The sequence below is a fragment of the Streptomyces sp. NPDC093089 genome, from assembly GCF_044754405.1.
Lineage (GTDB): Bacteria > Actinomycetota > Actinomycetes > Streptomycetales > Streptomycetaceae > Streptomyces.
Map to the genome: position 1 here is coordinate 400,909 of NZ_JBIVPA010000002.1, position 25,197 is coordinate 426,105.

27 protein-coding genes are annotated in these 25,197 nt (G+C 73.2%); 11 read left to right on the top strand and 16 right to left on the bottom strand.

Annotated elements, in window-relative coordinates; genetic code table 11:
* Nucleotides 1-11 precede the first annotated feature (11 nt).
* The gene (locus tag ACIQFX_RS05380) at nt 12-770 is read left to right on the top strand and encodes an MOSC domain-containing protein (protein WP_402459127.1); all 759 of its coding nucleotides are present in this window, start codon (nt 12-14) and stop codon (nt 768-770) included.
* Nucleotides 771-799: 29 nt separating this feature from the next.
* On the top strand, nt 800-1,573 hold the full coding sequence (locus ACIQFX_RS05385) for an SDR family NAD(P)-dependent oxidoreductase (RefSeq protein WP_402459129.1): 774 nt from the start codon (nt 800-802) through the stop codon (nt 1,571-1,573).
* Here ACIQFX_RS05385 and ACIQFX_RS05390 read toward each other — a convergent pair.
* Nucleotides 1,480-3,429 (bottom strand): DUF2264 domain-containing protein, encoded by a 1,950-nt coding sequence (locus ACIQFX_RS05390; RefSeq protein ID WP_402459131.1) that lies wholly within the window; start codon nt 3,427-3,429, stop codon nt 1,480-1,482. The genes ACIQFX_RS05385 and ACIQFX_RS05390 overlap by 94 nt on opposite strands.
* Before the next feature lie 201 nt (nt 3,430-3,630).
* On the opposite strand from ACIQFX_RS05390, the gene ACIQFX_RS05395 reads away from it, so the two are divergent.
* From ACIQFX_RS05395 to ACIQFX_RS05415, 5 genes are all read left to right on the top strand, one after another.
* The gene (locus ACIQFX_RS05395; RefSeq protein WP_402459133.1) at nt 3,631-4,719 is read left to right on the top strand and encodes a substrate-binding domain-containing protein; all 1,089 of its coding nucleotides are present in this window, start codon (nt 3,631-3,633) and stop codon (nt 4,717-4,719) included.
* Between the two features lie 237 nt (nt 4,720-4,956).
* Nucleotides 4,957-6,273, top strand: coding sequence for an ABC transporter substrate-binding protein (locus tag ACIQFX_RS05400; RefSeq protein WP_402459135.1), 1,317 nt, complete (start codon nt 4,957-4,959; stop codon nt 6,271-6,273).
* 4 nt (nt 6,274-6,277) lie between these two features.
* A complete protein-coding gene (locus tag ACIQFX_RS05405; RefSeq protein WP_402459136.1) occupies nt 6,278-7,231 on the top strand; it encodes a carbohydrate ABC transporter permease in 954 nt (317 codons plus the stop codon).
* Nucleotides 7,228-8,079, top strand: a complete 852-nt coding sequence (locus ACIQFX_RS05410) for a carbohydrate ABC transporter permease (protein ID WP_402459138.1) — start codon at nt 7,228-7,230, stop codon at nt 8,077-8,079. Before ACIQFX_RS05405 ends, ACIQFX_RS05410 begins: the two co-directional genes overlap by 4 nt.
* An 18-nt stretch (nt 8,080-8,097) precedes the next feature.
* Nucleotides 8,098-9,117, top strand: a complete 1,020-nt coding sequence (locus ACIQFX_RS05415) for a hydroxyacid dehydrogenase (protein ID WP_402459140.1) — start codon at nt 8,098-8,100, stop codon at nt 9,115-9,117.
* On the opposite strand, the gene ACIQFX_RS05420 is transcribed toward ACIQFX_RS05415, so the two are convergent.
* Nucleotides 9,054-9,830 (bottom strand): hypothetical protein, encoded by a 777-nt coding sequence (locus ACIQFX_RS05420; protein ID WP_402459142.1) that lies wholly within the window; start codon nt 9,828-9,830, stop codon nt 9,054-9,056. The genes ACIQFX_RS05415 and ACIQFX_RS05420 overlap by 64 nt on opposite strands.
* Before the next feature lie 471 nt (nt 9,831-10,301).
* Between ACIQFX_RS05420 and ACIQFX_RS05425 the strand changes: the two genes are divergently transcribed.
* Entirely contained in the window at nt 10,302-10,739 is a 438-nt protein-coding gene (locus ACIQFX_RS05425) for a hypothetical protein (RefSeq protein ID WP_402459144.1), read from the top strand.
* Between the two features lie 34 nt (nt 10,740-10,773).
* Nucleotides 10,774-11,472: an ester cyclase gene (locus tag ACIQFX_RS05430; RefSeq protein WP_402459145.1), complete on the top strand. Its 699-nt coding sequence runs from the start codon at nt 10,774-10,776 to the stop codon at nt 11,470-11,472.
* A gap of 93 nt (nt 11,473-11,565) precedes the next feature.
* Here the strand turns inward: ACIQFX_RS05430 and groL are convergent, their stop codons facing one another.
* From groL to ACIQFX_RS05445, 3 genes are all read right to left on the bottom strand, one after another.
* Nucleotides 11,566-13,194, bottom strand: a complete 1,629-nt coding sequence (gene groL / locus ACIQFX_RS05435; RefSeq protein WP_402459147.1) for a chaperonin GroEL — start codon at nt 13,192-13,194, stop codon at nt 11,566-11,568.
* 131 nt (nt 13,195-13,325) lie between these two features.
* On the bottom strand, nt 13,326-13,634 hold the full coding sequence (groES, locus tag ACIQFX_RS05440; protein WP_017239619.1) for a co-chaperone GroES: 309 nt from the start codon (nt 13,632-13,634) through the stop codon (nt 13,326-13,328).
* 481 nt (nt 13,635-14,115) lie between these two features.
* Nucleotides 14,116-15,039: a polysaccharide deacetylase family protein gene (locus tag ACIQFX_RS05445; protein ID WP_402459148.1), complete on the bottom strand. Its 924-nt coding sequence runs from the start codon at nt 15,037-15,039 to the stop codon at nt 14,116-14,118.
* Nucleotides 15,040-15,169: 130 nt separating this feature from the next.
* On the opposite strand from ACIQFX_RS05445, the gene ACIQFX_RS05450 reads away from it, so the two are divergent.
* Nucleotides 15,170-16,360 carry a methyltransferase domain-containing protein gene (locus tag ACIQFX_RS05450; RefSeq protein ID WP_402459150.1) on the top strand — a complete coding sequence of 397 codons (1,191 nt, stop codon included), beginning with the start codon at nt 15,170-15,172 and terminating at the stop codon, nt 16,358-16,360.
* Here the strand turns inward: ACIQFX_RS05450 and ACIQFX_RS05455 are convergent.
* From ACIQFX_RS05455 to tsaB, 8 genes are all read right to left on the bottom strand, one after another.
* Nucleotides 16,299-16,967, bottom strand: a complete 669-nt coding sequence (locus ACIQFX_RS05455) for a hypothetical protein (RefSeq protein ID WP_402459152.1) — start codon at nt 16,965-16,967, stop codon at nt 16,299-16,301. The two genes, ACIQFX_RS05450 and ACIQFX_RS05455, sit on opposite strands and share 62 nt — an antisense overlap.
* Nucleotides 16,968-17,058: 91 nt before the next feature.
* Nucleotides 17,059-18,378, bottom strand: coding sequence for an RNA polymerase sigma factor (locus tag ACIQFX_RS05460; protein WP_402459583.1), 1,320 nt, complete (start codon nt 18,376-18,378; stop codon nt 17,059-17,061).
* A 61-nt stretch (nt 18,379-18,439) separates the two neighbouring features.
* Complete coding sequence (locus tag ACIQFX_RS05465) at nt 18,440-18,805, bottom strand: YciI family protein (protein ID WP_362564209.1); 366 nt, start codon at nt 18,803-18,805, stop codon at nt 18,440-18,442.
* 99 nt (nt 18,806-18,904) lie between these two features.
* The gene (locus ACIQFX_RS05470) at nt 18,905-19,759 is read right to left on the bottom strand and encodes a polysaccharide deacetylase family protein (RefSeq protein WP_402459154.1); all 855 of its coding nucleotides are present in this window, start codon (nt 19,757-19,759) and stop codon (nt 18,905-18,907) included.
* A gap of 36 nt (nt 19,760-19,795) precedes the next feature.
* Complete coding sequence (locus ACIQFX_RS05475) at nt 19,796-20,071, bottom strand: hypothetical protein (protein ID WP_402459156.1); 276 nt, start codon at nt 20,069-20,071, stop codon at nt 19,796-19,798.
* Nucleotides 20,068-21,189, bottom strand: a complete 1,122-nt coding sequence (gene tsaD / locus ACIQFX_RS05480) for a tRNA (adenosine(37)-N6)-threonylcarbamoyltransferase complex transferase subunit TsaD (protein ID WP_402459158.1) — start codon at nt 21,187-21,189, stop codon at nt 20,068-20,070. The genes ACIQFX_RS05475 and tsaD overlap by 4 nt, the downstream gene beginning before the upstream one ends.
* Nucleotides 21,189-21,653, bottom strand: coding sequence for a ribosomal protein S18-alanine N-acetyltransferase (rimI, locus tag ACIQFX_RS05485; RefSeq protein WP_402459585.1), 465 nt, complete (start codon nt 21,651-21,653; stop codon nt 21,189-21,191). Before rimI ends, tsaD begins: the two co-directional genes overlap by 1 nt.
* Nucleotides 21,654-21,685: 32 nt before the next feature.
* Nucleotides 21,686-22,342 (bottom strand): tRNA (adenosine(37)-N6)-threonylcarbamoyltransferase complex dimerization subunit type 1 TsaB, encoded by a 657-nt coding sequence (gene tsaB / locus ACIQFX_RS05490; protein ID WP_402459160.1) that lies wholly within the window; start codon nt 22,340-22,342, stop codon nt 21,686-21,688.
* A gap of 166 nt (nt 22,343-22,508) precedes the next feature.
* On the opposite strand from tsaB, the gene ACIQFX_RS05495 reads away from it, so the two are divergent.
* Nucleotides 22,509-23,051: a hypothetical protein gene (locus ACIQFX_RS05495; RefSeq protein WP_402459587.1), complete on the top strand. Its 543-nt coding sequence runs from the start codon at nt 22,509-22,511 to the stop codon at nt 23,049-23,051.
* Between the two features lie 143 nt (nt 23,052-23,194).
* Here ACIQFX_RS05495 and ACIQFX_RS05500 read toward each other — a convergent pair whose 3' ends face one another.
* The 3 genes from ACIQFX_RS05500 to ACIQFX_RS05510 all read right to left on the bottom strand — a co-directional run bounded on the left by ACIQFX_RS05500 (nt 23,195) and on the right by ACIQFX_RS05510 (nt 25,194).
* Entirely contained in the window at nt 23,195-23,320 is a 126-nt protein-coding gene (locus ACIQFX_RS05500) for a hypothetical protein (protein ID WP_402459162.1), read from the bottom strand.
* A 169-nt stretch (nt 23,321-23,489) separates the two neighbouring features.
* Nucleotides 23,490-23,990, bottom strand: coding sequence for a tRNA (adenosine(37)-N6)-threonylcarbamoyltransferase complex ATPase subunit type 1 TsaE (gene tsaE / locus ACIQFX_RS05505; protein ID WP_367827723.1), 501 nt, complete (start codon nt 23,988-23,990; stop codon nt 23,490-23,492).
* A 10-nt stretch (nt 23,991-24,000) separates the two neighbouring features.
* Entirely contained in the window at nt 24,001-25,194 is a 1,194-nt protein-coding gene (locus ACIQFX_RS05510) for an alpha/beta fold hydrolase (protein WP_402459164.1), read from the bottom strand.
* Between the last annotated feature and the right edge of the window lie 3 nt (nt 25,195-25,197).

Consider the following 25,197-nt stretch of genomic DNA (forward strand, 5'->3'; position numbering starts at 1 on the left):
AAAGTGCCGCCATGACCTTGCTGAGCGTGAATGTGGGCCGTGCCCGGGCGGTGGAGTACACCGACTCCGCGTCGGGGACGACGGGCATCGACAAGCGCCCCGTCGACGGACCCGTACGGATCGAGGACCCCGGGCCGCCCGGCGTCGGCGCCGGCGGCCTCGCCGGGGACAGCGTGTGCGACCTGCGCTTCCACGGGGGCCGCGACCGGGCCGCGTACGCCTTCGCCCGTGAGGACCTGGACCGCTGGGAGGCCGAACTCGGCCGCCCCCTGGCCAACGGCTCCTTCGGCGAGAACCTCACCACCCTCGGCCTCGACGTCAACGGGGCCCTGATCGGGGAGCGCTGGCGGATCGGCGACGACGTGGTCCTGGAGGTCACGGGCGGCCGCATCCCCTGCCGTACGTTCGGCGGCTTCGTCGGGGAGAAGGGGTGGGTCAAGCGGTTCACGCGGTCGACGGCCGGACCCGGCGCGCTGCTGCGGGTGATCGAGCCCGGCGAGATCCGGGCCGGCGACCCGATCACGGTCGTGCACCGGCCCGACCACCACGTCACCGTCGCGGTCCTGCACCACGCCGCGACCGCCGAACGCACCCTGCTGCCCGGCACCTTGGCCGCCGCCGAGTGGATGGAGTCGGGGCTGCTCGCGCTGGCCCGCCGGTACGCGGACGCGTACGGCGACGGGCGGGGCGGGGCGGACGGCGGGGCGGGCCAAGGGGAGGACCACGCGGCGGACGGCGGGGCGGACGGCGGGGCGGACGCGGCTCCGTAGCCGCTCGGCGGGGGCACTACCGTGCCCGTATGACGACTGCACTGATCACAGGCGCCACCGCGGGCATCGGAGCCGCCTTCGCACGGAGACTCGCGGCGGACGGCCACGACGTCGTGCTCGTGGCGAGGGACGTGAAGCGGCTCCGGGAGCAGGCCACCGAGCTGCACGACCGGCACGGGATCGAGGCCGAGGTGCTCTCCGCGGACCTCGCCGACGAGAAGGGCATCGCCTCCGTCGAGGCCCGCCTCTCCGACCCGAAGCGGCCGGTGGACCTGCTCGTGAACAACGCCGGCTTCGGCAACAAGGGCCGTTTCCTCGAAGTCTCCATGGCCGACGAGTTGAAGATGCTGACGGTGCACTGCGAGGCGGTGCTGCGGCTGACCTCGGCCGCCGCCGCCTCGATGCGGGAGCGGGGCCGGGGCGCCGTCGTGAACGTCGCCTCGGTGGCGGCCTTCGTGCCCCGCGGCACGTACGGCGCCTCCAAGGCGTGGGTCGTCCAGTTCACCCAGGGCGCGGCGCGGGACCTCGCGGGCAGCGGGATCCGGCTCATGGCGCTCTGCCCGGGCTTCGTCCGCACCGAGTTCCACGAGCGCGCGGGGATGGGGACGGACAACATCCCCGGCTGGATGTGGCTCGACGCGGACAAGCTGGTGTCCTCGGCGCTGTCGGACCTGGAACGGGGCAAGACCCTGTCCATCCCCGACCCCCGCTACAAGGCCCTCATGGGCGTGGCGAAGCTGGCGCCGCGCGGGCTGCTCGGCGGGGTCTCCTCCAAGGCGGGCCGCAAGTACGGTCCGAAGTAGTCCTGCTCCAAGGGGAGTCGCGCGGTCGTGCCGTCCTGCCAGGTCACGTGCAGGGTGCGGCCGGCGACCCGGACGTCCGCGAGGTCGGACACCGGAGCGGGGGCGGCCTCGGCGGTGAGGGACGCGAGGGCGACGAAGAGGCTCTCCGGGCCGTGCGTGACGCCGTGCAGCGCGGGGGTACGGGTGGGGCCCGGGCCCTGGAGGGTGGCTCCGGTGGGGAGTTCGGCGGTCCCGGGACCGTAGCCGTGGACCGGGTGGAGCTGGGAGACGGGCCCGTCGGCGTGCGCGGCCCAGCCGGTCTGCCGTACGGGGGTCCCTTCCGGGGCACCGAGGACGAGGTGGGCGCGGACCTCGGCGCGGCCGTGCGCGAGCGTCGCCGAGAGGACCCGGACGCCGGGCAGCGGGCGGTGCGCGGAGGCCGCCCAGCCCGGGCCGGTGCCGGCCGGGACGGCGGTGCCGCGCCGGGTGGGCTCCCCGTCGACGATCAGGGCGAAGTGGTTGTCGGCGGCGTCGGGCGGGGCGGTGGGTCCCGTACGGGTGGAGTAGGCCTGGCGGGCGTACCCGGGGTCGTCCTCGCCCCCTTCGCCGCTCCCCACGTGGTTGCTGCCGTGGTTGTGGAGGCGTACGAGCCCGTCGGCGGCGGTGGTCTGGACGAGCAGTCCGGCCGGGGCGACGGGACGGACGGTGTCGGCGCGTTCGGCCGGCAGGGGTTCCTCGGGGTCGGTCCAGGCCGGGTGGCCGGCGGGCAGGAGGAGGCCGAGGAAGCCCTTGGAGGCCCAGTAGGGGGAGCCGGGGCCCGAGTACTCCTGCACGAGGGGCGCGTACGGGCCGTACCAGCCGAGCGTGAGGAGCCCGCGGGCGTCGGTGGCCCGGCGCTTGCCGGTGTCTCCGCGCTTGCCGGTGGCTCCGCGGGCGTCGGTGGCTCCGCGGGCCAGGAAGTGGCGCAGGGTGCCGGAGGCGAGGCGGCGGGTGGCGCCGGGGGTGAGCGGGGTGTGGCCGGTGAGGGTGCCGAGCCAGGGGGCGGCGGCCGCGGCGAAGCGGTAGATCAGGGAGCGCCCGTACGGGAGGGGGGCGCCGTTCGCGTCGAAGAGGTGGACGTAGTCGTCGAGGTGGGCGCGGAGGCGGGGCCCGTAGCGGTCGAGGAGCTCCCGGTCGCCGGCGAGGTGGGCGTGCAGGACGGGGTAGAAGTGCAGGGCCCAGGCGTTGTAGTGGTCGAAGGCGCGGTTGTCCCCGTCGCTGTACCAGCCGTCGCCGAGGTACCAGTCCTCGATCCGGGCGAGGGAGCGGTCGATCGTGGCGGCGGCGCGGTCGGTCTCGACGCCGGCGTCCTGGAGGAAGCCGGCGACGGTGAGGCCGAAGAGCCACCAGTTGTTGTCGACGGGCGACGGGCCGAGGGCGGGCAGGAGCCACTCGGCGACCCGCTGCCGGGTGCCGTCGTCGAGGCGGTCCCAGAGCCAGGGGCGGGTGAGGCGGAGACCGAGGGCGACCGAGGCGGATTCGACGACCGCCTGGCGGGTGTCGGCCATCAGGGGCCAGGAGTCCGGGTCCGCCCGTCCGGGGCGCGCGGTTCCGGCGGCGAGGCCTTCCGCGTACCGGTCGAGGTGGCCGTGCGGGTCCTCGCCCCCGGCGCCCGCGGTGCGGAGGGCGACGAGGAGGAAGGTGCGGGCCCAGCCCTCCAGGCCGTCGGAGCGGGCCCCCGACCAGCTGGGGCGGGGGCCCGGGAGGTCGATCAGCGCGCGTCCCGGCGAGGCGTACGGGCGGACGGCGAGGAGGAGTCGGTCGGCCGCGGCCTCCCAGTGGGTACGGGTCCAGCCGGTGTACGGGCTGAGCTCACGGTTCTCGGGTGGCGTGGGCATGATGCTCCCTGGGACTCCCTGCGCTGACGTCCGCGTCGACGCCTGCGCCGACATCTGCGTCGACTTCCGCGTCGCGGGGAATCCTGGACAGACTCCGATCGAACGTCAAGAGATTCGGAGCGAATGATCGAAACTTCCGTCGTTCGATCATTTCTGGGCTAGGGTCGGGGAACCACGACCACCGCGAGGGGGAACTGCGCCGTGCGCGAGAGTGCTGCCGAACGACACGACCGACTGCTGGCCCTGGTGCGCGAGCGCGGCACCGCCCGCGTCTCCGAACTGGCCGAGCGCCTCGGGGTCTCCCCCGTCACCGCCCGCCGGGACGTCGAGGCGCTGGCCGGGCAGGGGCTGCTCGACCGGGTGCACGGCCAGGTGTCCTGGCCACGGGGACAGAGCGCGGCCGGTGCCGGACGGCCGGGCGAGGGCCTGGTCCTCGGCCTGCTCGCCCCCTCCGCCACGTACTACTTCGCCGAGGTCATCCGCGGGGCCCACGAGGCGGCGGCGCGGGTCGGCGCCCGGCTCGTGCTGCGCATCTCGGACTACCGGCCCGAGGAGGACCGCGCCCGCACCGAGGGGCTCCTCGCGGCCGGCGCCGAGGGCGTGCTCGTGGCGCCCGGCTGGCGGGGCCCCGAGGACCGGCTCGCATACGGGGACTGGCTGGCGGAGCTCCCGGTGCCGGCCGTGCTCCTGGAGCGCAGGGCCGAACCCGGCAGCCCCCTCGACGACCTCGACCGGGTCGTCTCCGACCACGGCCACGGTGTCCTGCTCGCCCTGCGCCACCTGCTCTCCCTCGGCCGTGCGACGCCGCTGCTCGTGGCCCGCCGCGACTCCCCGACCGCGCTCGCGGTGCGCGCGGGGTACGCCGGGGCGCTCGGCACGCTCGGCCTGAAGGAGCCGCGCCCGGTCATCGACTCCGTACCGGCCGAGGCGGATCCGGAGGGCTTCGAGCGGGCCGTGCGGGCCCTGCACGACGCGGTCCGCTCGGACCTCGCGGACGCGGCCCTGGTCCACAACGACGTGGACGCGATCGAGATCGTGCAGCGCCTCGCCGAGCTGGGCGTGCGGGTGCCGCAGGACCTGGCCCTGATCGCGTACGACGACGAGGTCGCCGCCCTCGCCGACACCCCGCTGACCGCGGTCGCGCCGCCGAAGCGGCAGGTGGGGCGGCACGCCACGGAGCTCCTCGTGGAGCGGCTCACCGAGAGCCCCGACGAGGACGCGGCCCGGCGCCACCTGAGCCTGCTGCCGAGGCTGCGGGTCCGGGACTCGTGCGGGGCGCGGGGCGACTGACGGGCGCGGGGCACCGGCCCGGCGGGCGCGGCGCACCCCTCCGGCGGGAAGGCCGAGGACCGGCCTGCGGGACCGGCCTGCGGGACCCGCCCGCGGGCCCGGCCCCCGATGCGGTGCCACGGGCGATCGATCTGTTCTTTTTTCGATCAATCAATCTTTCGCTCTTGACTTCGGTCATGAACGGTCACAGGATCACGGCCACAACCTCCCAGCCGCCCCGCCCCCAGGAGTCGAGCCGTGACCCGTACTTGGAGCAGAACGTCCCGTGTCATAGCCGGCACCGCCACCGCCCTCGCCGTCCTCACGGCCTGCGGCGGCGGCGGTGACGACACCGCGAACAAGCCGACCGGGCCCGTGACCATCACCTTCTGGGGCTGGGCCAAGGGCTCCAAGGACGTCGTGGACGCCTTCAACGCCTCCCACACCGACGTCCAGGTGAAGTTCGAGGAGATCCCCTCCGGCACCGCCGGCGGCTACGCCAAGATCTCCAACGCGGTGAAGGCCGGCAACGCCCCCGACCTCGTCTCCATCGAGTACTCCTCGCTCCCCGAGTTCGTGAGCTCCGGCGCCCTCCAGGACATCGGCGACCAGTTCACCGAGGCCGACCGCGCCAAGCTCCTCCCGCAGTCCGTCGAACTCACCACCCTCGGCGGCAAGTCCTGGGCCGTCCCCTTCGACGCCGCCCCGCAGGCCTTCTTCTACCGCAAGGACCTGTTCGCCAAGTACAAGATCCAGACCCCGGCGACCTGGGACGACTTCAAGAAGGCCGCCGAGCAGGTCAAGAAGGCCGACGCCAAGGCCCGGCTCGCCACCTTCTTCCCCGACGACCCGACCACCTTCGAGGCCATGGCCTGGCAGGCCGGCGCCCAGTGGTTCAAGGCCGAGAACGACACCTGGAAGATCGACACCACCGACCCGGCCACCACCAAGGTCACCGCCTACTGGCAGGGCCTCCTCGACGCCGACCTCGTCCACAAGGACGCCTCCTTCAGCCCCGAATGGGTCGGCTCCCTCAAGAACGGCACCACCATCGGCTATCTCGGCGCCTCCTGGGGCGCCGGCGTCCTCAAGGGCAACTCGCCCGAACTGAGCGGCAAGTGGGCCGTCGCCCCCATCCCCACCTGGGACGGAAAGCCCGCCAGCGGCATGCTCGGCGGCACCTCCTTCGCCGTCACCAAGGACAGCAAGAGGAAGGAGGCGGCCGTCGCCTTCGCCGAGTGGATGTCCACCACCGAGGACGGCGTGAAGGCCCGCATCGCCTCCGGCACCTCCTCCGCCTTCCCCGCCGCCACGGCCCTGCGCCCCGTCGCCAAGAAGGCCTTCGACGCCGGCTACTACGACGGCCAGGACATCTACGCCCTCTTCGAGGCCGCCGGCGCCTCCATCAACCCCCACTGGTCCTGGGGCCCCACCACCGGCACCACCAACACCGCGATCAAGGACCACTTCGGCAAGATCGCCCAGGGCGGCCCCGGCATCGCCGACGCCGTCAAGGCAGGCCACGACGCCACCGTCGCCGAACTCACCAAGCGCGGCCTGAAGGTCGAGGGCTGACCGCATGAAGGCCCGGACCCGCGCCGCGACGATCCTGCTGACCCCCTTCTTCCTCCTGTTCACCGCGGTGATGGTGGTGCCGATCGGATACGCGGTCTGGCTCAGCCTCTTCACCGAGAAGCAGTCCGGACTGGGCTTCGGCGGCACCGAGACCGTCTTCACCGGCCTCGACAACTACACCGCGGCGCTGGGCGACCGGGCCTTCCGCGAGGGCTTCGGCGTCCTGCTCGGATACTGCCTGCTCTACATCCCGCTGCTGCTCGCCGGGGCCCTCGGCCTCGCCCTCCTGCTCGACTCGGCGCTCGCCCGCGCCCGCCGCTTCTTCCAGCTCGCGCTGTTCCTGCCGCACGCCGTCCCCGGCATCATCGCCGCCCTGATCTGGGTCTACCTCTACACGCCCCAACTCAGCCCGGTCGTACAGGCGATGGACGCCGGAGGCATCGGCTTCGACTTCTTCTCCCCCGAAGGCACCCTGCCCTCCGTCGTCAACATCGCCCTGTGGGAATGGCTCGGCTACAACATGGTCATCTTCTACGCGGCCCTCCAGGCCATCGACCGCTCCGTCCTCGAAGCGGCCACCGTCGACGGGGCCGGCGCCTGGCGGATCGCCTTCGCCATCAAGATCCCGCTCGTCAAGGCCTCCCTCGCCATGGTCGGCCTCTTCACGATCATCGGCTCCCTCCAGCTCTTCACCGAACCGCTGATCCTCAACAAGGGCACCGGCTCCGCCGTCACCTCCACCTGGACGCCCAACATGTACGCGTACACCGCGGCCTTCGACCGCAACGACTACGGACTCGCCGCCGCGGCCTCCGTACTCCTCGCCCTGACGGCCGCCCTGCTCTCCTTCGCGGTCACCCGCCTCACCGGCCGGCGCAAGGCGGGCACGGCACGCGAGGCGAGCCCGGCACGCACCGCACGCCCGGCGCGCACGGCACGGAAGGAGCGGACGGCATGAGCAACCGCGCCCCCCACCGCTGGCTGTCCCAGACGGCCGTCAACGGAGCCCTCCTCCTCGCCGTCGTCTACATGCTCTTCCCCCTCGTGTGGCTGCTCACCGCCGCCACCAAGGACGCCGGCGGCCTCCTCGCCGGAAACGCCTTCTCCTTCGAGGGCTTCGACCTCGGCGGCAACCTCAGCCGGCTCGCCGCGTACAACGACGGCGTCTACTTCCACTGGTACGCCAACAGCCTCCTCTACGCGGGCCTCGGCGCCCTCGCCTGCTCCCTCGTCAGCGTCGCCGCCGGATACGCCTTCCACGTCTACGACTTCCGGGGCAAGGAGAAGCTCTTCGGCCTCGTCCTCCTCGGCGTGCTCGTCCCCACCACCGCGCTCGCCCTGCCGATGTACCTCCTCGCCAGCGAGGTCGGCGTCGTCAACACCTACTGGGCCGTCCTGATCCCCGTCCTCGTCAACCCCTTCGGCGTCTACCTCTCCCGGGTCTTCTGCGCCGGCTACATCCCCGACGAGGCCCTCGAAGCCGCCCGCATCGACGGCGCCGGCGAACTGCGCGTCTTCTGGTCCATCGGACTGCGCATGGTCATGCCCGGCTTCGTGACCGTCTTCCTCTTCCAGTTCACCGCCGTCTGGAACAACTTCTTCCTCCCCCTGGTGATGCTGTCCGACCAGAAGCTCTACCCGCTGAGCCTCGGCCTGTACGCCTGGAACAGCAACGCCCACGCCGAGCCCGACTTCTACCCCCTCGTCGTCACCGGGTCCCTCCTCGCCGTCGTCCCCCTAGTCGTCGCCTTCGTCTCCCTCCAGCGCCACTGGAAGGCCGGCCTCACCGCCGGCAGCGTCAAGTGAGGAAGGCCGGTACCCACGATGCGCCCCGACCCTGACAACCGCCCCGCCCTCCTCCTCGCGATGGGCCCCGGCATCGCCGACCGGCTGCTCACCGGCGCCCACCGCGACCGACTCGCCGCCCTCACCCGCACCGACCCGCACCTCGTCGCCCACGACCTCACCGCCCCCGGCCCCCGCGTCGCCGCCGCCCTCGCCGAGGCCGAACTCCTCCTCACCTGCTGGGGGGCGACCCCCCTCACCGCCGACGTCCTCGACCGCGCGCCCCGGCTCAAAGCCGTCGTCCACGCCGCCGGCTCCGTCAAGCACCACATCACCGAAGCCTGCTGGGACCGCGGCCTCCGCGTCACCTCCGCCGCCGCCGCCAACGCCCTCCCCGTCGCCGAGTACGCCCTCGCCGCGATCCTCTTCGCCGGAAAGGGCGTCCTCCGCTCGGCCCAGCGCTACGCGCGGCACCGCACCGACGACTCCTGGCTCACCGAGTCGGCGCCCTGGGGCAACTACCACCGCACCATCGGCATCATCGGCGCCTCCCGCATCGGCCGCCGCGTCATCGAGCTCCTCCGCCCCTTCGACTGCGAAGTCCTCCTCTACGACCCGTACGTGACGACCCCGCCCGCCGGCACCCGGCTCGTCGGCCTCGACGAACTCTGCGCCCGCAGCACCGTCGTCTCGGTCCACGCCCCCCAACTCCCCTCCACCCACCGCATGATCGGCGCCCGCCAACTCGCCGCCATGCCCGACGGCACCACCCTGATCAACACGGCCCGCGGCTCTCTCGTCGACGAGACCGCCCTCCTCCCCCACCTCCTCTCGGGCCGCCTCCACGCCGTCCTCGACGTCACGGACCCCGAACTCCCCCCGCCCGACTCCCCGCTGTGGACCCTCCCCAACGTCCTCCTCACCCCGCACGTCGCCGGCTCCCTCGGCAACGAACTCCACCGCATGACGGACCAGGCCCTCGCGGAGATCACCCGCTACACGGCCGGCGAACCGTTCGCCGACGAGGTCCGCGCCGCCGACCTGACCACGTCGGCCTGACCCGCCGGGCCCGGCCACCGGTCGACCGCGGCGTCCAGCAGCCGGTCCGCCTCGGCGAGCACCAGGGGAAGGGTCCCGGCGTCGGCGTGCAGGACGGCGCCGAGCACGCCGGCCCAGGACCCCGGGTGCAGCGCGAGCGCGGCGCACCGGCGGGCCCGCACGGGGTCCGCATGGGCGCGGGCGAGCTGCGCGTAGGCGGAGGCACACCCGTGACCCAGCGGATGCAGACCGGTCAGGACCGCCTCGGCCCGCCCGAGCTCCCCCGCCTCCACGAGGTCCCGCGCGACGGAGAGCAGCAGCTCCGCCGCGCTCCTCGTACCCCGCCGCGCGCAGCGCCCGCGAACCGTCGAGGAGGAAGACGGGCCCAGTTCCCGGTGCTCCTGCGCCGTGCCCCGCAGCACGCGTTCGGCCTCGTCGGCCCGACCCGCGGCGAGGAGCGCCCGGCACACCCGGCCCACGGCCCGCAGCCGGTCGTGCCGCGCCTCGTCGAGGGCGCAGGCGAGCATCCGGTCGACGTCTCCGGACTCCCGGAGCATGGGGGCGTAGCCGTGCAGGAGGTAGGCCGGGGAGGATGCCGGCCATCCGCGGCGGCGCCATTCGTCCGCCCAGGCGTGGAGCTCGCCGCGGCGCCGGTCGAGTTCCCGTGCGCCGAGCATCTCGCGTGCTCCGGCCGCCAGTTCCTCGTGGGCGGGGAGGTGGGCGTCGCCGCGCACGGCGAACGTCCGGCCCGGGCCGGTGCGCAGGAGGTCGCGTACGCGGTAGGGGATCTCGCCGGTCGGTTCCGCGAGGTCGTCCGCCGTGAGGCCGCCGCCGGCGGCGGTGAGCAGACCCAGGAGCGGGTACGGGAGGCCGTCGTCCGCGAGGAGGTGCTTGAGTTCGCGCTCGGCTTCGACGCGGATCGCGCGGGCCTTCGGGGAGGGGGGAAGGGGCCGTACGGTCGCGGGGTCCCGGAGGGGATGGCGTTCCGGGACGTCGGCGGGGATCGGCGGATTGGGCCGGCCCGCGACGATGACGGGCCGGTAGGCGGGGAGGAGGCTGGCGATGGAGTGGGCGTCGGGCCGGTGGTGACACCGCGGTCCTCGTCGAGGCCGTCGACGAGGAGGACGAGGCGCTCGCCGCGCGCGGCGCAGGCCTCGGCGGCGGTGCGGTAGAGGCGCAGCAGGTGGGCCTCGCAGGTCGCGGAGGTGAGCAGCGCGGGCAGGCCCTCCCCCGCCGGCTCCGCCAGCTGTTCGAGGACGACGTCCACGTACGCGGCGGCGTCGTTCTGGGCGCCGAGGCGGGCGGTGGTGAAGAAGGGGACGATCCGTACGCCGGGCGGCGGGGCGAGGGCGAACCACGCCATCAGCGCCGACTTGCCGGCCCAGGCGTCGGCCCGCCACCAGAGACAACCGCGGCCGGTACGGGAGAAGGCGGCCAGCTCGGCCAACTCGCTTTCCCGCCCGACGAGTTCGTCGGGGGCGATGCGGCGGACCTGTTCCCAGTACGCCGAGCGGACGGTCGGCGGCGGGCCGGTCACCACCCGGTTCCCGTCGCCGATCACCACGATGCCCGAGTCGTTCTCCACGCCGATCCCCCGCTTCATGCCCCCATGCTGCCAGGGCATCCCGGCGCGCCGGACCTAGACTGAAAGGGTTCCCACCGCGGTCGGGAGGCGTCATGACTTTCGTACAGATCATCGACTGCAAGACCAGCCGGGTCGACGACCTGAACCGGCTCATGGATCAGTGGGTGGAGCAGACCCAGGGGAAGCGGACGGCCACGCACAGCATGGTCGGGATGGACCGGTCGGACTCTTCGCACGTCGTGGAGATCGTCGAGTTCCCGTCGTACGACGTGGCGATGCGGAACTCGCAGCTGCCGGAGACGGACCGGATCTTCCGGGAGATGGTCGCGCTCTGTGACGAGATGCCGACGTTCACGGACCTGGACGTGGTGCGGGACGAGGCGCTGTACAAGCACAACGCGCGGCGGCTGATGGAGATGCTGGCGACGGAGCAGGAGCTGGCGCTGCTCGACGAGGTGCTGGCCGAGGGGTACCACGATCACGATCCGACGAACGAGCAGGACGTCATCGGCATGGACGCCGTCCGGCGCGAGGTGGAGATGTGGCGGGGCGGATTCGACTTCGCCTTCACCGTCGACGACCAGATCGCCGAGGGCGACCGGGTCTGTACCCGCTGGACGTGGCGCGGCAGCCACACCGGGGACTTCATGGGGCTTCAGCCGACGGGCATGAACGTGACCATGAGCGGCACGGTCATCCACCGCTTCCGGGACGACGGGAAGATCGTCGAGGGGTGGTGGCAGTACGACCTGCTCGGGCTCATGGGGCAGCTCGGCGCCGTGGAGGGGTAGGAACGGGCGCGAAGCACGAGGCCCGGTGCTCCCGCGACGGGAGCACCGGGCCTCGGTGGTTCAGCTGCGGACCTCAGCGGTCAGCGGTGGGCCTCAGTGGGAGTGGCCGTGGCCGTGGCCGTGGCCCGCGTCCGCCGGCTCCTCTTCCTTCTTCTCCACGACGAGGGTCTCGGTGGTGAGGAGGAGGGAGGCGATGGAGGCGGCGTTCTCCAGGGCGGAGCGCGTCACCTTGACCGGGTCGATGACGCCGGCCTTGACCAGGTCGCCGTACTCGCCGGTGGCGGCGTTGAAGCCCTGGCCCTTGTCGAGCTCCGCCACCTTGGAGGTGATGACGTAGCCCTCGAGGCCGGCGTTCTCGGCGATCCAGCGCAGCGGCTCGACGGCGGCGCGGCGGACGACCGCGACGCCCGTGGCCTCGTCGCCGGTCTTGTCGAGGTTGCCCTCGAGGACCTTGACGGCGTGGACCAGAGCGGAGCCACCACCGGAGACGATGCCCTCCTCGACCGCGGCGCGGGTCGCGGAGATGGCGTCCTCCAGACGGTGCTTCTTCTCCTTCAGCTCCACCTCGGTGGCGGCGCCGACCTGGATCACGCACACGCCGCCGGCCAGCTTCGCGAGGCGCTCCTGGAGCTTCTCGCGGTCCCAGTCGGAGTCCGTGGACTCGATCTCGGCCTTGATCTGGTTGACGCGGCCCGCGACGTCCTCGGAGTTGCCGCCACCGTCGACGATGGTGGTGGAGTCCTTGGTGATGGTCACGCGGCGGGCGGTGCCCAGCACGTCCAGGCCGGCCTGGTCGAGCTTGAGGCCGACCTCCTCGGCGATGACGGTGGCACCGGTGAGGGTGGCCATGTCGCCGAGCATCGCCTTGCGGCGGTCGCCGAAGCCGGGGGCCTTGACGGCCACGGCGTTGAAGGTGCCACGGATCTTGTTGACGACCAGGGTCGACAGGGCCTCGCCCTCGACGTCCTCGGCGATGATCAGCAGCGGCTTGCTGGCGCCGGCCTGGATGACCTTCTCCAGGATGGGCAGCAGGTCCTGGATCGAGGAGATCTTGCCCTGGTTGATCAGGATGTACGGGTCGTCGAGGACGGCCTCCATACGCTCCTGGTCGGTCACCATGTACGGGGACAGGTAGCCCTTGTCGAAGGCCATGCCCTCGGTGAAGTCGAGCTCCAGGCCGAAGGTGTTGGACTCCTCGACGGTGATGACACCGTCCTTGCCGACCTTGTCCATGGCCTCGGCGATGAGCTCGCCGACCTGCTGGTCCTGCGCGGACAGCGCGGCGACGGCGGCGATGTCGGACTTGTCCTCGATCGGGCGCGCGGTGGCGAGCAGCTCGTCGGAGACGGCCTTGACGGCGGCGTCGATGCCCTTCTTCAGGGCGGCCGGGGAGGCGCCGGCGGCGACGTTGCGCAGACCCTCGCGGACCAGGGCCTGGGCGAGCACGGTGGCGGTGGTGGTGCCGTCACCCGCGATGTCGTTGGTCTTGGTCGCCACCTCCTTCACCAGCTGGGCGCCGAGGTTCTCGTACGGGTCCTCGATCTCGACCTCGCGGGCGATCGTGACACCGTCGTTGGTGATGGTGGGGGCGCCGAACTTCTTGTCGATGACGACGTTGCGGCCCTTGGGGCCGATCGTCACCTTGACCGTGTCGGCAAGCTTGTTGACGCCGCGCTCAAGGGCGCGACGGGCGTCCTCGTCGAACTTCAGGATCTTCGCCATGGGAGCGGTTCAGCCCTCTCGGATTCGGGTGGAACGAACTGCGCCCCGGGGCGCCTGGAAGGGGCCTCGGGGCGCAGCTCAGAGCATCTGCTTCAGTGCTCGGTACTTCGGTACTTCGGTACTTCGGTGAATTACTTCTCGACGATCGCGAGCACGTCGCGGGCCGAGAGGACGAGGTACTCCTCGCCGTTGTACTTCACTTCGGTGCCGCCGTACTTGCTGTACAGCACGATGTCGCCGGTCTTGACGTCGAGCGGCAGACGCTCGCCGTTCTCGAAGCGGCCCGGGCCCACGGCCAGGACGACGCCCTCCTGGGGCTTCTCCTTGGCGGTGTCCGGAATGACCAGGCCAGAGGCGGTGGTCTGCTCGGCGTCGAGCGGCTGGACCACAATGCGGTCCTCGAGCGGCTTGATGGCAACCTTGGAGCTGGTGGTCGTCACGATCCGACCTCCCCCTTCGGAGATCTCACGGGGCTAACTGTCTGAGGTGGCGACCAGGTGGATCCGTCGTCGCGGGTGCCGGACCTGCCCGTCGCTGTGTTGGCACTCTCCAGTGGGGAGTGCCAGAGCCGAGACTATGACCGCGATTAGCACTCGGTCAAGCGGAGTGCCAATTCATCGCTCCGTGGCGTGACGGGACGCGCTTCGGGACGCGCTTCGGGAGGGACTTCGCGACGGACTGCGGGAGGGGCTTCGGGAGGGACTTCGCGGCGGAGTGCGGGGCGGGCCCCGCAGCCCTTCGCGTCCGACACCGCCCGGGCCGTGCCCCGCACCTCCCCCGCCGGCGACGGGTGGGGGCCCACCCGTTCCGCCGCCTTGCGGCCCAGCCGTTCGATCGGGTCGACCGAGGAGGCGCAGGCGGGGAGGGCGAGGAGGGCGCCGGTGACGGCCAGAGCGGCGGCCAGGCGCCGTGCCCGGGTTCTCACACGTAGTCCTCCAGCTTCGCGACGGCGTACCCCTTCGCCGTGATCACGTTCATCACCCTGCGGATCATGTCCGGCATGGTGCCCTTCCAGTCCGCCTTGCCCCGGAAATGGGTGAGCACGATGTCGCCGGGGTGCAGGTCCCGGTCCCACTCGCGCCATTCCATGCGGTCGGGGAAGGCCTCGGAGGCCCACAGCGGAACCGCTTTGACGCCGCAGGACTTGGCGGCGCGCAGGGTGTCCTCGTTGTAGTTGCCGTACGGCGGGCGGAAGAGCGGGGGCCGCTTGCCGTACCGCTTCTCGATGACGTCCTGCATGCCGCAGATCTCGCGCTTCTGCTGCTTGTACGAGAGTCCGGGCAGGTAGCGGTGGTTGAGGGTGTGGTTGTGCAGGGAGACCCCGGACTTCTGCGACTTCTGCATCCGGGCGAAGTAGCCGTAGTCGTCCTTGACGACGTAGTCGCTGAGGAAGGCGCTGTAGGGGATGCGGAGGTCGTTCATCATCCGCAGCAGGTCGGGGTCCTTCTCGGCGCCGTCGTCGATGGTGAGGAAGACGACCTTCTGCTGGGTGGGCACGGTGGTGAAGACGGGCGGGAGGCCTTCGCCGTCGGTCTCGAAGCCCTTGCGGGTGGTGATCTTCGGCTTGACGGCGGGCGGGGCGGGCGCTTCGAGCGGCGGGCGGGCGAGGCCCCACTTCTTGGCGGCGAGCACGCGGGCGGTGCGTTCCTTGCGGACGCGGTCGAGGTAGTCGTTGAGCGCGCCGGACGCGCCCTGGCCGCCCCGGGCCTGCTGGCCGGCGGCGGGGGCCGGCGCGCCGCGGTCCGGCTCGGCGGCGCCGGAGCAGGCCGTGGCGGTGGTGGCGAGGGCGGCGGCGAGGAGGGCGGCCCCGAGGGTCCGACGGGAAGGGGGCGCGCCGATCACCATAGATTCTTCCTTTTGTCGTACGAGCTGCATGGCGCCGCATCCTGTCAGCGCGGAGGCGCCGTTCCGGGTCGCGACACCGCCGCGCCGCCCCACCGTCCCCCGGGCGGCCCACAGCGACGCAGGGCCCACAATGGGACGGGTGACCGACCTCGCCTCCTTCACCCCCCTGCTCGGCCCCGAGGGTCAGACGCTCCTCACCGCCCTGCGCGACTACGACCCCGCCCGGGAACTGGCGGTCGCCTCCCGGCTGCGCCGCGACCACCCCGCCGAGCTCGTCACGGCGGCGCTCGGCCAGGCGCGGCTGCGGCAGCGGGCGGTGGCGAAGTTCGGCGCCGAGGACGCGTACCGGATGTACTTCACGCCCCACGGCGTCGAGCAGTCGACCCGCGCCTCGGTCGGCACCTACCGGGCCGGCCGCATGAGGGACCTCGGCGTCCGCAGCGTCGCCGACCTCTGCTCCGGGATCGGCGGCGACGCCATCGCCCTCGCCCGCGCCGGGATCTCCGTCCTCGCCGTCGACCGCGACCCGCTGACCGCCGAGGTGGCCCGCGCCAACGCCGAGGCGCTCGGCCTCGCGGAGCTGATCGAGGTCCGCTGCGCGGACGTGACCGAGATCGACACCAGCCCGTACGACGCGGTGTTCGTCGACCCGGCGCGGCGCGGCGGCCGGGGCAGGATCTTCGACCCGGAGGCGTACTCCCCGCCGCTGTCCTGGGCCGTCGAGGCGGCCCGCAAGGCCCCGCGCGCCGCCCTCAAGGTGGCGCCGGGCATCCCGCACGAGGCCGTCCCCGAGGACGCCGAGGCCGAGTGGATCTCGGACGGCGGGGACGTCAAGGAGGCCGTGCTGTGGTTCGGCACGGAGCCGGGCGCCCGCCGCGCCACCCTGCTGCCCTCCGGCGCCGGGCTCACCGGCCGGGGACTGCCCGACCCGGCGGTCCGGCCGGTCGGCCGCTACCTGTACGAGCCGGACGGCGCCGTCATCCGCGCGCACCTCGTCGCCGAGGTCGCGGAGCAGCTGGACGGGGGCCTGGTCGACGAGACGATCGCGTACGTCACGGCGGACGCGCTCACCCCCACCCCGTACGCCGCCGCCTACGAGATCACCGACGAACTCCCCTTCAACCTCAAGAAGTTGAAGGCACTGCTGCGGGAACGCGAGGTCGGCACCCTGACCGTGAAGAAGCGCGGCTCGGCGGTCGAACCCGAGGAGATCCGGCGCAAGGTGAAGCCGAAGGGCCCCAACTCCGCGACGGTGCTGCTCACTCGGGTCGCGGGCGCCCCGACGATGCTGATCGGCCGGCCGGCCGGCGGGGGCCGCTGAGCCGCACCGCGAAGCGGTAGTGGCCGACGGCCTTCGTCAGGCCGGTGAGCCCCGTGACCCAGAGGATCAGGGCGGCGCCCATGCCGTACGCGACCAGGCCGTAGCCGCCGTCCTCCCAACGGGTGCCCAGGGGCACGGCGAAGCCCAGCCAGAGGCCGACCGCGCACATCGCGGAGGACAGCAGCAGCCAGCAGGCGCTGAGGGCCGGGGCGCGCAGCCGGGCGTCCGTCGGGCCGTGCCGGTCGAGCGCCGCCCACCGGACGAGCAGCTCGCGGACGGTCCGGTCGCGCCGCAGGCTCCGCACGGTCAGCCACCCGGCGGGAACGAGGACGCCGACGCCGAGGACGGTCGCGAACACCCCGGTCAGCACCGTGAGCGGGTCGGGCATCGGCCCGCCGAGCGAGATCAGCAGCACCCCCACCAGGGCCCAGCCCACCTGCAGGAGCGCGCACCACGCCAGGAACGTCGCCAGCCGCCCCACCCCGAGCAGCCGCCGCCCCAACGCGTCGAGCGCCAGCGCCCGGTCGGCGATCCGCGCCTCCCGGTCGGGCCAGCTCTGGAGCTCGGCGGGCGGGGGCGGTGGAGGCAGCGGCATACGCGGGGACATGCCGAGCACCCTAAGCGTCACCCGTCCCGGACCGACGACGGGCCTCCCGACTCCGGGACTCCGAGCCCCCGGCCCCCGGCCCGGAGTCCCGTCATCCGGTTTCCCCCTCCCCCGGCCACCCCGCCCCCGAGCCCCCCGACTCCCCTGACTCCCCTGACCGCCCTGCCTCCTCCGCCTCCCCCGACTCCCCTGACCGCCCTGCCTCCTCCGCCTCCCCCAACTCCCCCACCCGCGCCCTCAGCAGCCCCCGCTCGCTCTCGTTCCTGGTGAGGGCCGCCGCCCGCTCGAACTCCGCGCGGGCCTCCGCGGTCCGGCCGAGGCGGGCCAGCAGGTCGCCCCGGACGCTGGGGAGCAAGTGGTAGCGGGCCAGGGCCGGTTCGGCGGCGAGGGCGTCGACGATCGGGAGGGCGGCGGCCGGGCCCTCGGTCATCGACACGGCGACGGCGCGGTTCAGTTCGACGACCGGTGAGGGCGCGAGGACGCCGAGCCGCCCGTAGAGCGCGGCAATCGTCGCCCAGTCCGTCTCCTCGTACGACACCGCCCGCGCGTGGCAGGCGGCGATGGCGGCCTGGAGGGCGTACGGCCCGTAGGAGCGGCCGTCCCCGGCCCGCTCCAGGGCGGCGAACCCGCGCCGGATGAGCAGCCGGTCCCAGCGCCGCCGGTTCTGCTCGGCGAGCAGCACCGGCCGCCCGTCGGGTCCGGTGCGGGCCGCCGTCCGGGACGCCTGGAGCTCCAGGAGCGCGGCCAGGCCCTGCGCCTCGCCCTCCGCCGGCACGAGGGCGGCGAGCACCCGGGCGAGCCGGAGCGCGTCCTCGCACAGGCCGGGCCGCAGCAGGTCGTCGCCCGCGGTGGCCGCGTACCCCTCGTTGAAGATCAGGTAGACGACCTCAAGGACCGAGCCGAGGCGGGCCGCCCGCTCCTCCCCGTACGGCACCTCGAACTCGACGCCCGCCTTCGCGAGGGTGCGTTTGGCGCGGGTGACGCGGGCCGCGACGGTCGCCTCCGGCACGAGGAAGGCGCGGGCGATCTCGTCCGTGCGGAGCCCGCCGACGAGCCGCAGCGTCAGCGCGGCCCGCGCCCCGGCGGAGAGCACCGGATGGCAGGCGGTGAAGATCAGCCGCAGGACGTCGTCGTCGATGTCGCCGGGGCCGGAGGGCTCCGGGTCGTACGACTCCTCCGGCAGCTCCCGGCCCACCTCGGCGAGCTTCCGGGCGTACGTCTCGCGCCGCCGCACCAGGTCGACGGCGCGGTGCTTGGCGGTGGCCGTGAGCCAGGCGCCCGGCCGTTCCGGGACGCCTGACCTCGGCCACTGCTCAAGGGCGGAGACGAGCGCGTCCTGCGCGATCTCCTCGGCGATGCCGACGTCGCGGACGATCCGCGCGACCGTCGCGATGATCCGCGCGGACTCCATCCGGAAGACCGTCTCCAGCGTGCTCTGCACCGTCACGGCTCACATGACAGCACACCGCGCGTCAGGCGCCCGGCATCTCCTCGACCTCGCGGACCTCCAGACCGACCTTCCAGTGCGGCGGGTGGACGGCGAGGAAGCGCTTCCCCCACTCGACGGCCTCGGCCATGTCCTTGCACTGCAGCATGGCGTAGCCGCCGACGACCTCCTTGGTCTCGGTGAACGGCCCGTCGGTGTAGGACAGGCTCCCGTCCGACCAGGTGATCCGGGTGGCCTCGGCGGTCGGCTTGAGCCCCGCCGTGTCCAGCATGGCGCCGGCCTTGGTGATCTCCTCGAAGAGCGCGCCCATCCGCTCCTCGAAGCCGGGGTCGGCGCTCTCCATGTCGATGGTGTTCTCCTCGATGCGGACGAGGGACAGGAAGCGGGGCATGACGACTCCTCGGTGGTGCGGGTGGCGGGGCCGTTCCCCGCCTCTCACTCATACGTCGAACGGGCACCGCCCGCATCGACACCGCGCCCGGAGGAATTCTCAGACGTAGTCCTCCAGGCGGGCCACCGTGAAGCCCTGCTCCTGGATGCGGCGCAGCATCGTGGCCGTCATCTCGGTCATCGTGCGGCCCTTGAGCTCGGACGGGCCTCGGAAATGGGCCAGGATGATGTCGCCGGGGTGGAGCTTCCGGTCGCCGCGCTGGTACTGCATGTTCTTGATCTGCATGGACTCGCGCCACAGGACGATCGCGTCGACCCCGCACTGGCCGGCCGCCGCGCGCGTGGCCTCGTTCCAGTTGCCGTAGGGCGGGCGGAAGAGGCGGGGGGTCGTGCCGTAGCGCTGCGCCAGCCGCTCCTGCTGGCCGCAGATCTCGCGGCGCTGGGCGTCCTGGGAGAGGGTGCGCAGGTTCGGGTGGGTGAGGGTGTGGTTGGCGACGCCGTGGCCCTGGGCGGCGAGCGGGGCGAAGTACCCGTAGTCGGCGCGTATGGCGGAGTCGGTCAGGAACATCGTGAAGGGGATCTTGAGCTCGTCCATCATCGTGACGAACCCGGGGTCCTTCTCGGCCCCGTCGTCGATCGTGAGGAACACGATCTTCTCGGTGGTGGGTATCTCGCTGATGACAGGGACCGGTTCGCCGGGCCGCCGGGCGACCGGCTTGGCCGCGGGCGGCGGGGGCGCGGCCGGGAAGGGCTTCAGACCCCATTTGCGGTACGCGGCGGCAGCGGCGGCCCCCGGGGCGGCGGGGGCCTCGGGCGCCCCGTGGCCCGCGGCGGGCGCGGTGGAGGGTCCCGCCCGCTCCGGTACGGGTGCGGCGGCGGGGTCCTCCGTCGCGCAGCCGGTCACCAGGAGGGCGAGGGCGGTCAGCACCGCCCACAGCGTGATCGTCTTCTTCACACGCTGTGGGATGCCCGCCAGAGTCGAAAGGTTGCTCTACTTTCGCTCGCCCGTCGCCTGTTCGATCGATTCGAAGCGCCAGCGGTGGACCGGGCGGGTGATCAGCTCCGCGTCCGGCTCCGGCAGCTCGGGGAGTTCGGCGTCGAACGCGTCGGCCTCCCACCAGGTGAGGACGAGGACCCGGTCCTGGGGCGCCCGGAAGAGCTCCCGGCGGACCGGCTCGCGGACGAGGACCTGCGCCCGCGCCCACTCCAGGAGCTCGGCGCCCCGGTCCCGGGCCGCCCGCGCCTCCCACATGAGGGTGAGCCTCACGAGTACAGGTTCTCCTTGCTGACCTCGTGCACGTGGTCGTGGGAGTGACCGTGACCGTGGTCGTGGCCGTGCGCCCCGGGCACGTGCGGGTCGGTGACCGGCAGGGACGAGTCCGCCGACAGCTCCAGGTCGGAGGCCGGCCGGTTGCGGGCGACCATCTCGGAGCCGAGGGCGGCGACCATCGCGCCGTTGTCGGTGCACAGGCCCGGCCGGGGCACCCGCAGCCGGATGCCGGCCCGCTCGCAGCGCTCCTGGGCGAGGGCCCGCAGCCGCGAGTTCGCGGCGACGCCGCCGCCGATCATCAGGTGGTCGACGCCCTCGTCCTTGCAGGCCCGGACGGCCTTGCGGGTGAGCACGTCGACGACCGCCTCCTGGAAGGACGCAGCCACGTCCCGTACGGGCACGTCCTCGCCGGCCGCCCGCTTCGCCTCGATCCAGCGGGCCACCGCGGTCTTGAGGCCGGAGAAGGAGAAGTCGTACGCGGGGTCGCGGGAGCCGCTCAGACCGCGCGGGAACGCGATGGCCGCCGGGTCGCCCTCCTTGGCGAGCCGGTCGATGACCGGGCCGCCGGGGAAGCCCAGGTCGAGGACGCGGGCGATCTTGTCGAAGGCCTCGCCCGCCGCGTCGTCGATGGTGGCGCCCATCGGCCGCACGTCGGAGGTGATGTCCGAGGAGAGCAGCAGCGAGGAGTGGCCGCCGGAAACCAGCAGGGCCATCGTCGGCTCGGGCAGCTTGCCGTGCTCCAGCTGGTCGACGCAGATGTGCGAGGCCAGGTGGTTGACGCCGTAGAGCGGCTTGCCGAGGGCGTACGCGTACGCCTTGGCCGCCGAGACGCCGACGAGCAGCGCGCCCGCGAGGCCGGGGCCCGCGGTGACGGCGATGCCGTCGAGGTCCTTCGCGGAGATCCCGGCCGTCTTCAGGGCGCGCTCGATCGTCGGGACCATCGCCTCCAGGTGGGCGCGGGAGGCGATCTCGGGCACGACCCCGCCGAAGCGGGCGTGGGTGTCGACGCTGGAGGCGACGGCGTCCGCGAGGAGGGTGGTGCCGTGCACGATGCCGACGCCGGTCTCGTCGCAGGACGTCTCGATGCCGAGTACCAGCGGTTCGTCAGCAGCCATCAGATCTCAGTCCCAGTTCCTTGAACGATCAGTCGCATCACGAGCGCGTCGACATTGCCCGGCTGGTAGTAGCCGCGCCGGAAACCGATGGGCTCGAAGCCGAAGCGCTCGTAGAGCTTCTGGGCCCGGGTGTTGTCCACGCGCACCTCGAGGAGGACCTCCTCGCACTCGAAGGCGGTGGCTTCCTTGAGCAGGTCGGTGAGGAGCCGGGCGCCGAGGCCCGTGCCCCACTGGTCGCGGGAGACGGCGATCGTCTGCACGTCGCCGAGTCCGCCGGCGGCGGCGAGCCCGGCGTACCCGACGAGACGGCCGTCGGCCGGGTCCTCCGCGACGATGTAGTGACGGGTGGCCCTCGGACCCCTGGCGTGCGCGAGCTCCGACCAGAACATCCCCTCCGACCAGGCGTCCTCGGGGAACAGCTCGGCCTCCAGGGCGAGCACCGGCTCGATGTCCCACCAGCGCATCCCGCGCAGCACGGCCCCGGTCACGGCGGCGGTCACCGGGGGGTGACCACCTTGTAGTTCTTCGGCACCTGCGCGTCGGGGCGCCGCAGGTACATCGGCAGCGGGTCGAGGAAGCCGTCCCCGCCCGCGGCCAGCCGCTCCGCCGCGAGCCCGGCGAGCGCGGCCGCCGACTGGTGCTCGGGGTCGCGGGCGTCGGGGAAGGCGTCGGGGTAGAGGCGGGCACCCGCGCCGACGACCGGGAGGCCGGCCAGCCGCTCGGCGATGTCGGCGGGCCGGTCGACGGCCGCGTCGGTCACCCGGGTGCGGGAGTCGTCGTACCGCGCCCAGTAGACCTCCTTGCGCCGCGCGTCGGTGGCGACGGCGAACGGCTCGTCGTACCCGGCGGCGTACGCGAGGCCGTCGAGCGTGCACAGTCCGTGGACGGGCACGCCGAGCGCGGAGGAGAAGGCCGCGGCCGTGACGAGGCCGACGCGCAGTCCCGTGTACGGGCCGGGGCCGACGCCGACGACGATCCCGGTGACCGCGTCGAGCTTCAGACCGGCCTCCTTGAGGACCCGGTCGACGGCGGGCATCAGCAGCTCCCCGTGACGGCGGGCGTCGACCTGGCTCGACGCGGCGACGACGGCGTCGCCGTCGTGCAGGGCGACGGTGACGGCGGGGGTGGCGGTATCCATGGCGAGCAACAGCACGCGAACAGCCTACGGCTCCCGGGCCGGGTGCCGCCCCGCCGCCCGGGCCCGGCCGGGTGCCCCACCGGGCACGGCGCCCCGGACCTCGGTGCCGCGGCTGCTACCGTCACCCTTCGATACATTCGTACGAGAGGTGGGCACGGTGGCACGGAGCAGCTCGGGATTCGTGGCCGGGCTCACGGCGGCGGCCGTCGCCGCGGTCGCGTTCCTCGCCTACCAGGCCTCGGCGAGCGCCCCCTCCGACCTGTCGGCGAAACCCCGCACCTCCGGCACGTCCGTCCCGTCCGTCTCGCCGAGCGGCGGCGCGAAGAAGCCGGCCGGCGACCCGCTGGCGGTGCCGGCGAGCTCCGGCACCGGCGAGCGCGTCGTGTACGCGCTGGCCGACCGCCGCGTGTGGCTGGTCGACGCCAAGGGCAAGGCGACCCGGACGTTCTCCGTGACGCCGAGCACGGTCCACCCGGTGCCGGGCGCGTACAAGGTGACCTCGCGCTCGGGTTCGGTCCGCGGTTCGGACGGCGTGCAGATCGAGCACGTGGTGCGCTTCGCGACCAACCAGGACGTGGCGATCGGCTTCAGCGCGGCGGTGAACGGCTCGATGCCGACCCCCGACCCGGCGAGGAAGACCGGCGGCATCCGCATGAAGCGCGCCGACGGCGACGCGCTGTGGGTCTTCGCGGTGATCGGCGCGAAGGTCGTCGTCGTCGCCTGAGGGTCGCCACCCGAGAGTCGCCGTCGCCCGAGAGCCGTCGTCGCCCGAGAGCCGCCGCCACCCGAGAGTCGCCGTCGCCCGAGAGCCGTCGTCGCCCGAGGCCGGACGGCCCCCGGGCGGGGCGACGACCCGCGGGCCGGGCGTCAGGCCGCCTCGCCCCGCACGACCGGCGGCCCCGGCGGCGTCGCCTGGTCGCCTTCCTCGGGCTGGGGCCGCGGCGGCGTGGACAGGGCGCGTGCGGCGGCGCAGGACGCCAGCAGCTCACTCATCGGTACGTGGTCCCGACCGGGTTCCGCGCGCTCGGGCGTCGCCATGCCTGCCTCCCGTAGGTTAGGTACACCTAACCATCTCGTGCATCCATGTGACCACGGCTCGTGCGACCCACGCAACACCTTCCCGACACGTTGTCGGAACCTACGTACCGGCGGCCGCGCCCGCTCAGAGCGCGCCCAGCTCCTCGTCGGCCCAGCGCGCCCCGATCCCGCGCAGCACGACCGTCCGCCGGTCGTCGTCGGTGTCGCCGGTCACCCGGTGGATGAGCAGGTGGAGCCGGTCGTCGGTCAGCTCCTCGACCTTGCCGTCGCCCCACTCGACGACCACCACCGACTCGGGCAGCGAGACGTCGAGGTCCAGGTCCTCCATCTCGTCGAGCCCGCCGCCGAGGCGGTACGCGTCCACGTGGACCAGGGCCGGACCGCCGACCAGCGACGGATGGACCCGGGCGATGACGAACGTCGGGGACGTGACCGCGCCCCGCACCCCGAGCCCCTCGCCGAGGCCCCGGGTGAGCGTGGTCTTCCCGGCGCCGAGCTCGCCGGTGAGCATGACGAGGTCGCCGGGCCGGAGGATCTTCGCGAGCCGGCGGCCCAGCTCCTGCATCTGCTGGGGGGAGTCGACCGAGAGGGTCGCGCCGGACACGGGCGGGTGCGCTGCTTCCATACCCGCCAACTTAGCCCTTGCGGGTGTCCGTCCCCGCCGCGGACGCCCCCGCGGACGCCCCCGCGTCCGGCTCCGGCACGGCACCGGCCCGCACCAGGAGGTCGGCCAGCCGGTCGGTGACCGCCTCCGGGTGCTCCAGCATCACCAGGTGCCCCGCGTCGGGGACGATCACCAGCTCGGCGTCCGGCAGCAGGTCGCCGATGGCCTCGGTGTGCGAACTGGGCGTCACCAGGTCGTTGTCGCCGGCGAGGACGAGCGCGGGAAGGCCGTGGAAGGCGGCGAGCGCGGCCGCCTTGTCGTGCTCGGCGAACGCCGGATAGAAGGCGGCGACCACGTCGATCGGCGTCGACTCGATCATCCGCTCCGCGAACCGGGCCACCGCCGGATCCACGTCCTTCGACGAGAACGAGTACTTCTTGATCAGCCCGGCGAACAGGTCGGCCGTCGCCCGGCGCCCCCGCTCGACCAGCTCCGCCTGCGTGCCGAGCGCCCGGAGCACCCCCGGCAGGACCCGCCGGACCGCGTTGACCCCCGCGATCGGCAGCCCGTACGACACCTCGCCCAGCTTCCCCGCCGACGTGCCGACGAAGGCGACGCCCACGACCCGGTCGCGGACCAGCTCCGGATACCGCTCGGCGAGCGCCATCACCGTCATGCCGCCCATCGAGTGCCCGACCAGCACCAGCGGGCCCTCGGGCGCGGCCGCGTCGAGCACCGCCTTCAGATCGCGGCCCAGCCGGTCGATCGAGACGGGCACCGCGTCGGGACCGGCCTGGGAGACGCCCTGCCCTGAGCGGCCGTGGCCGCGCTGGTCCCAGTGGACGCTCCGGACGAGACCGCGCAGCGCGGCCCGCTGGAAGTGCCAGGAGTCCTGGTTGAGGCAGTACCCGTGGCTGAACACGACGGTCACCGGGGCGGGTTCCTTCCGCCCGAACAGCCGCCTGCGGCGACCGGACGACGGATCCGGCTCGACCTCGTCCACCTCGTAGTACAGCACCGTCCCGTCGTCCGCGGACACCCGCCCCGGAGTGCCGCGCAGCCCGCCGTACGGGCCGGTGGCGTCCAGCGCGAGCCGCGCCTTCTGCCGTACGGAACGGCCGACGGTCAACCGCTCGACGGCCACCCCCGCCGCCGCACCGGCGGCGAGGACGCCTATCGCGGCACCGGCGAACCCGGCCCGCCGCCAGCTCCTCGACTCGCCCACGCC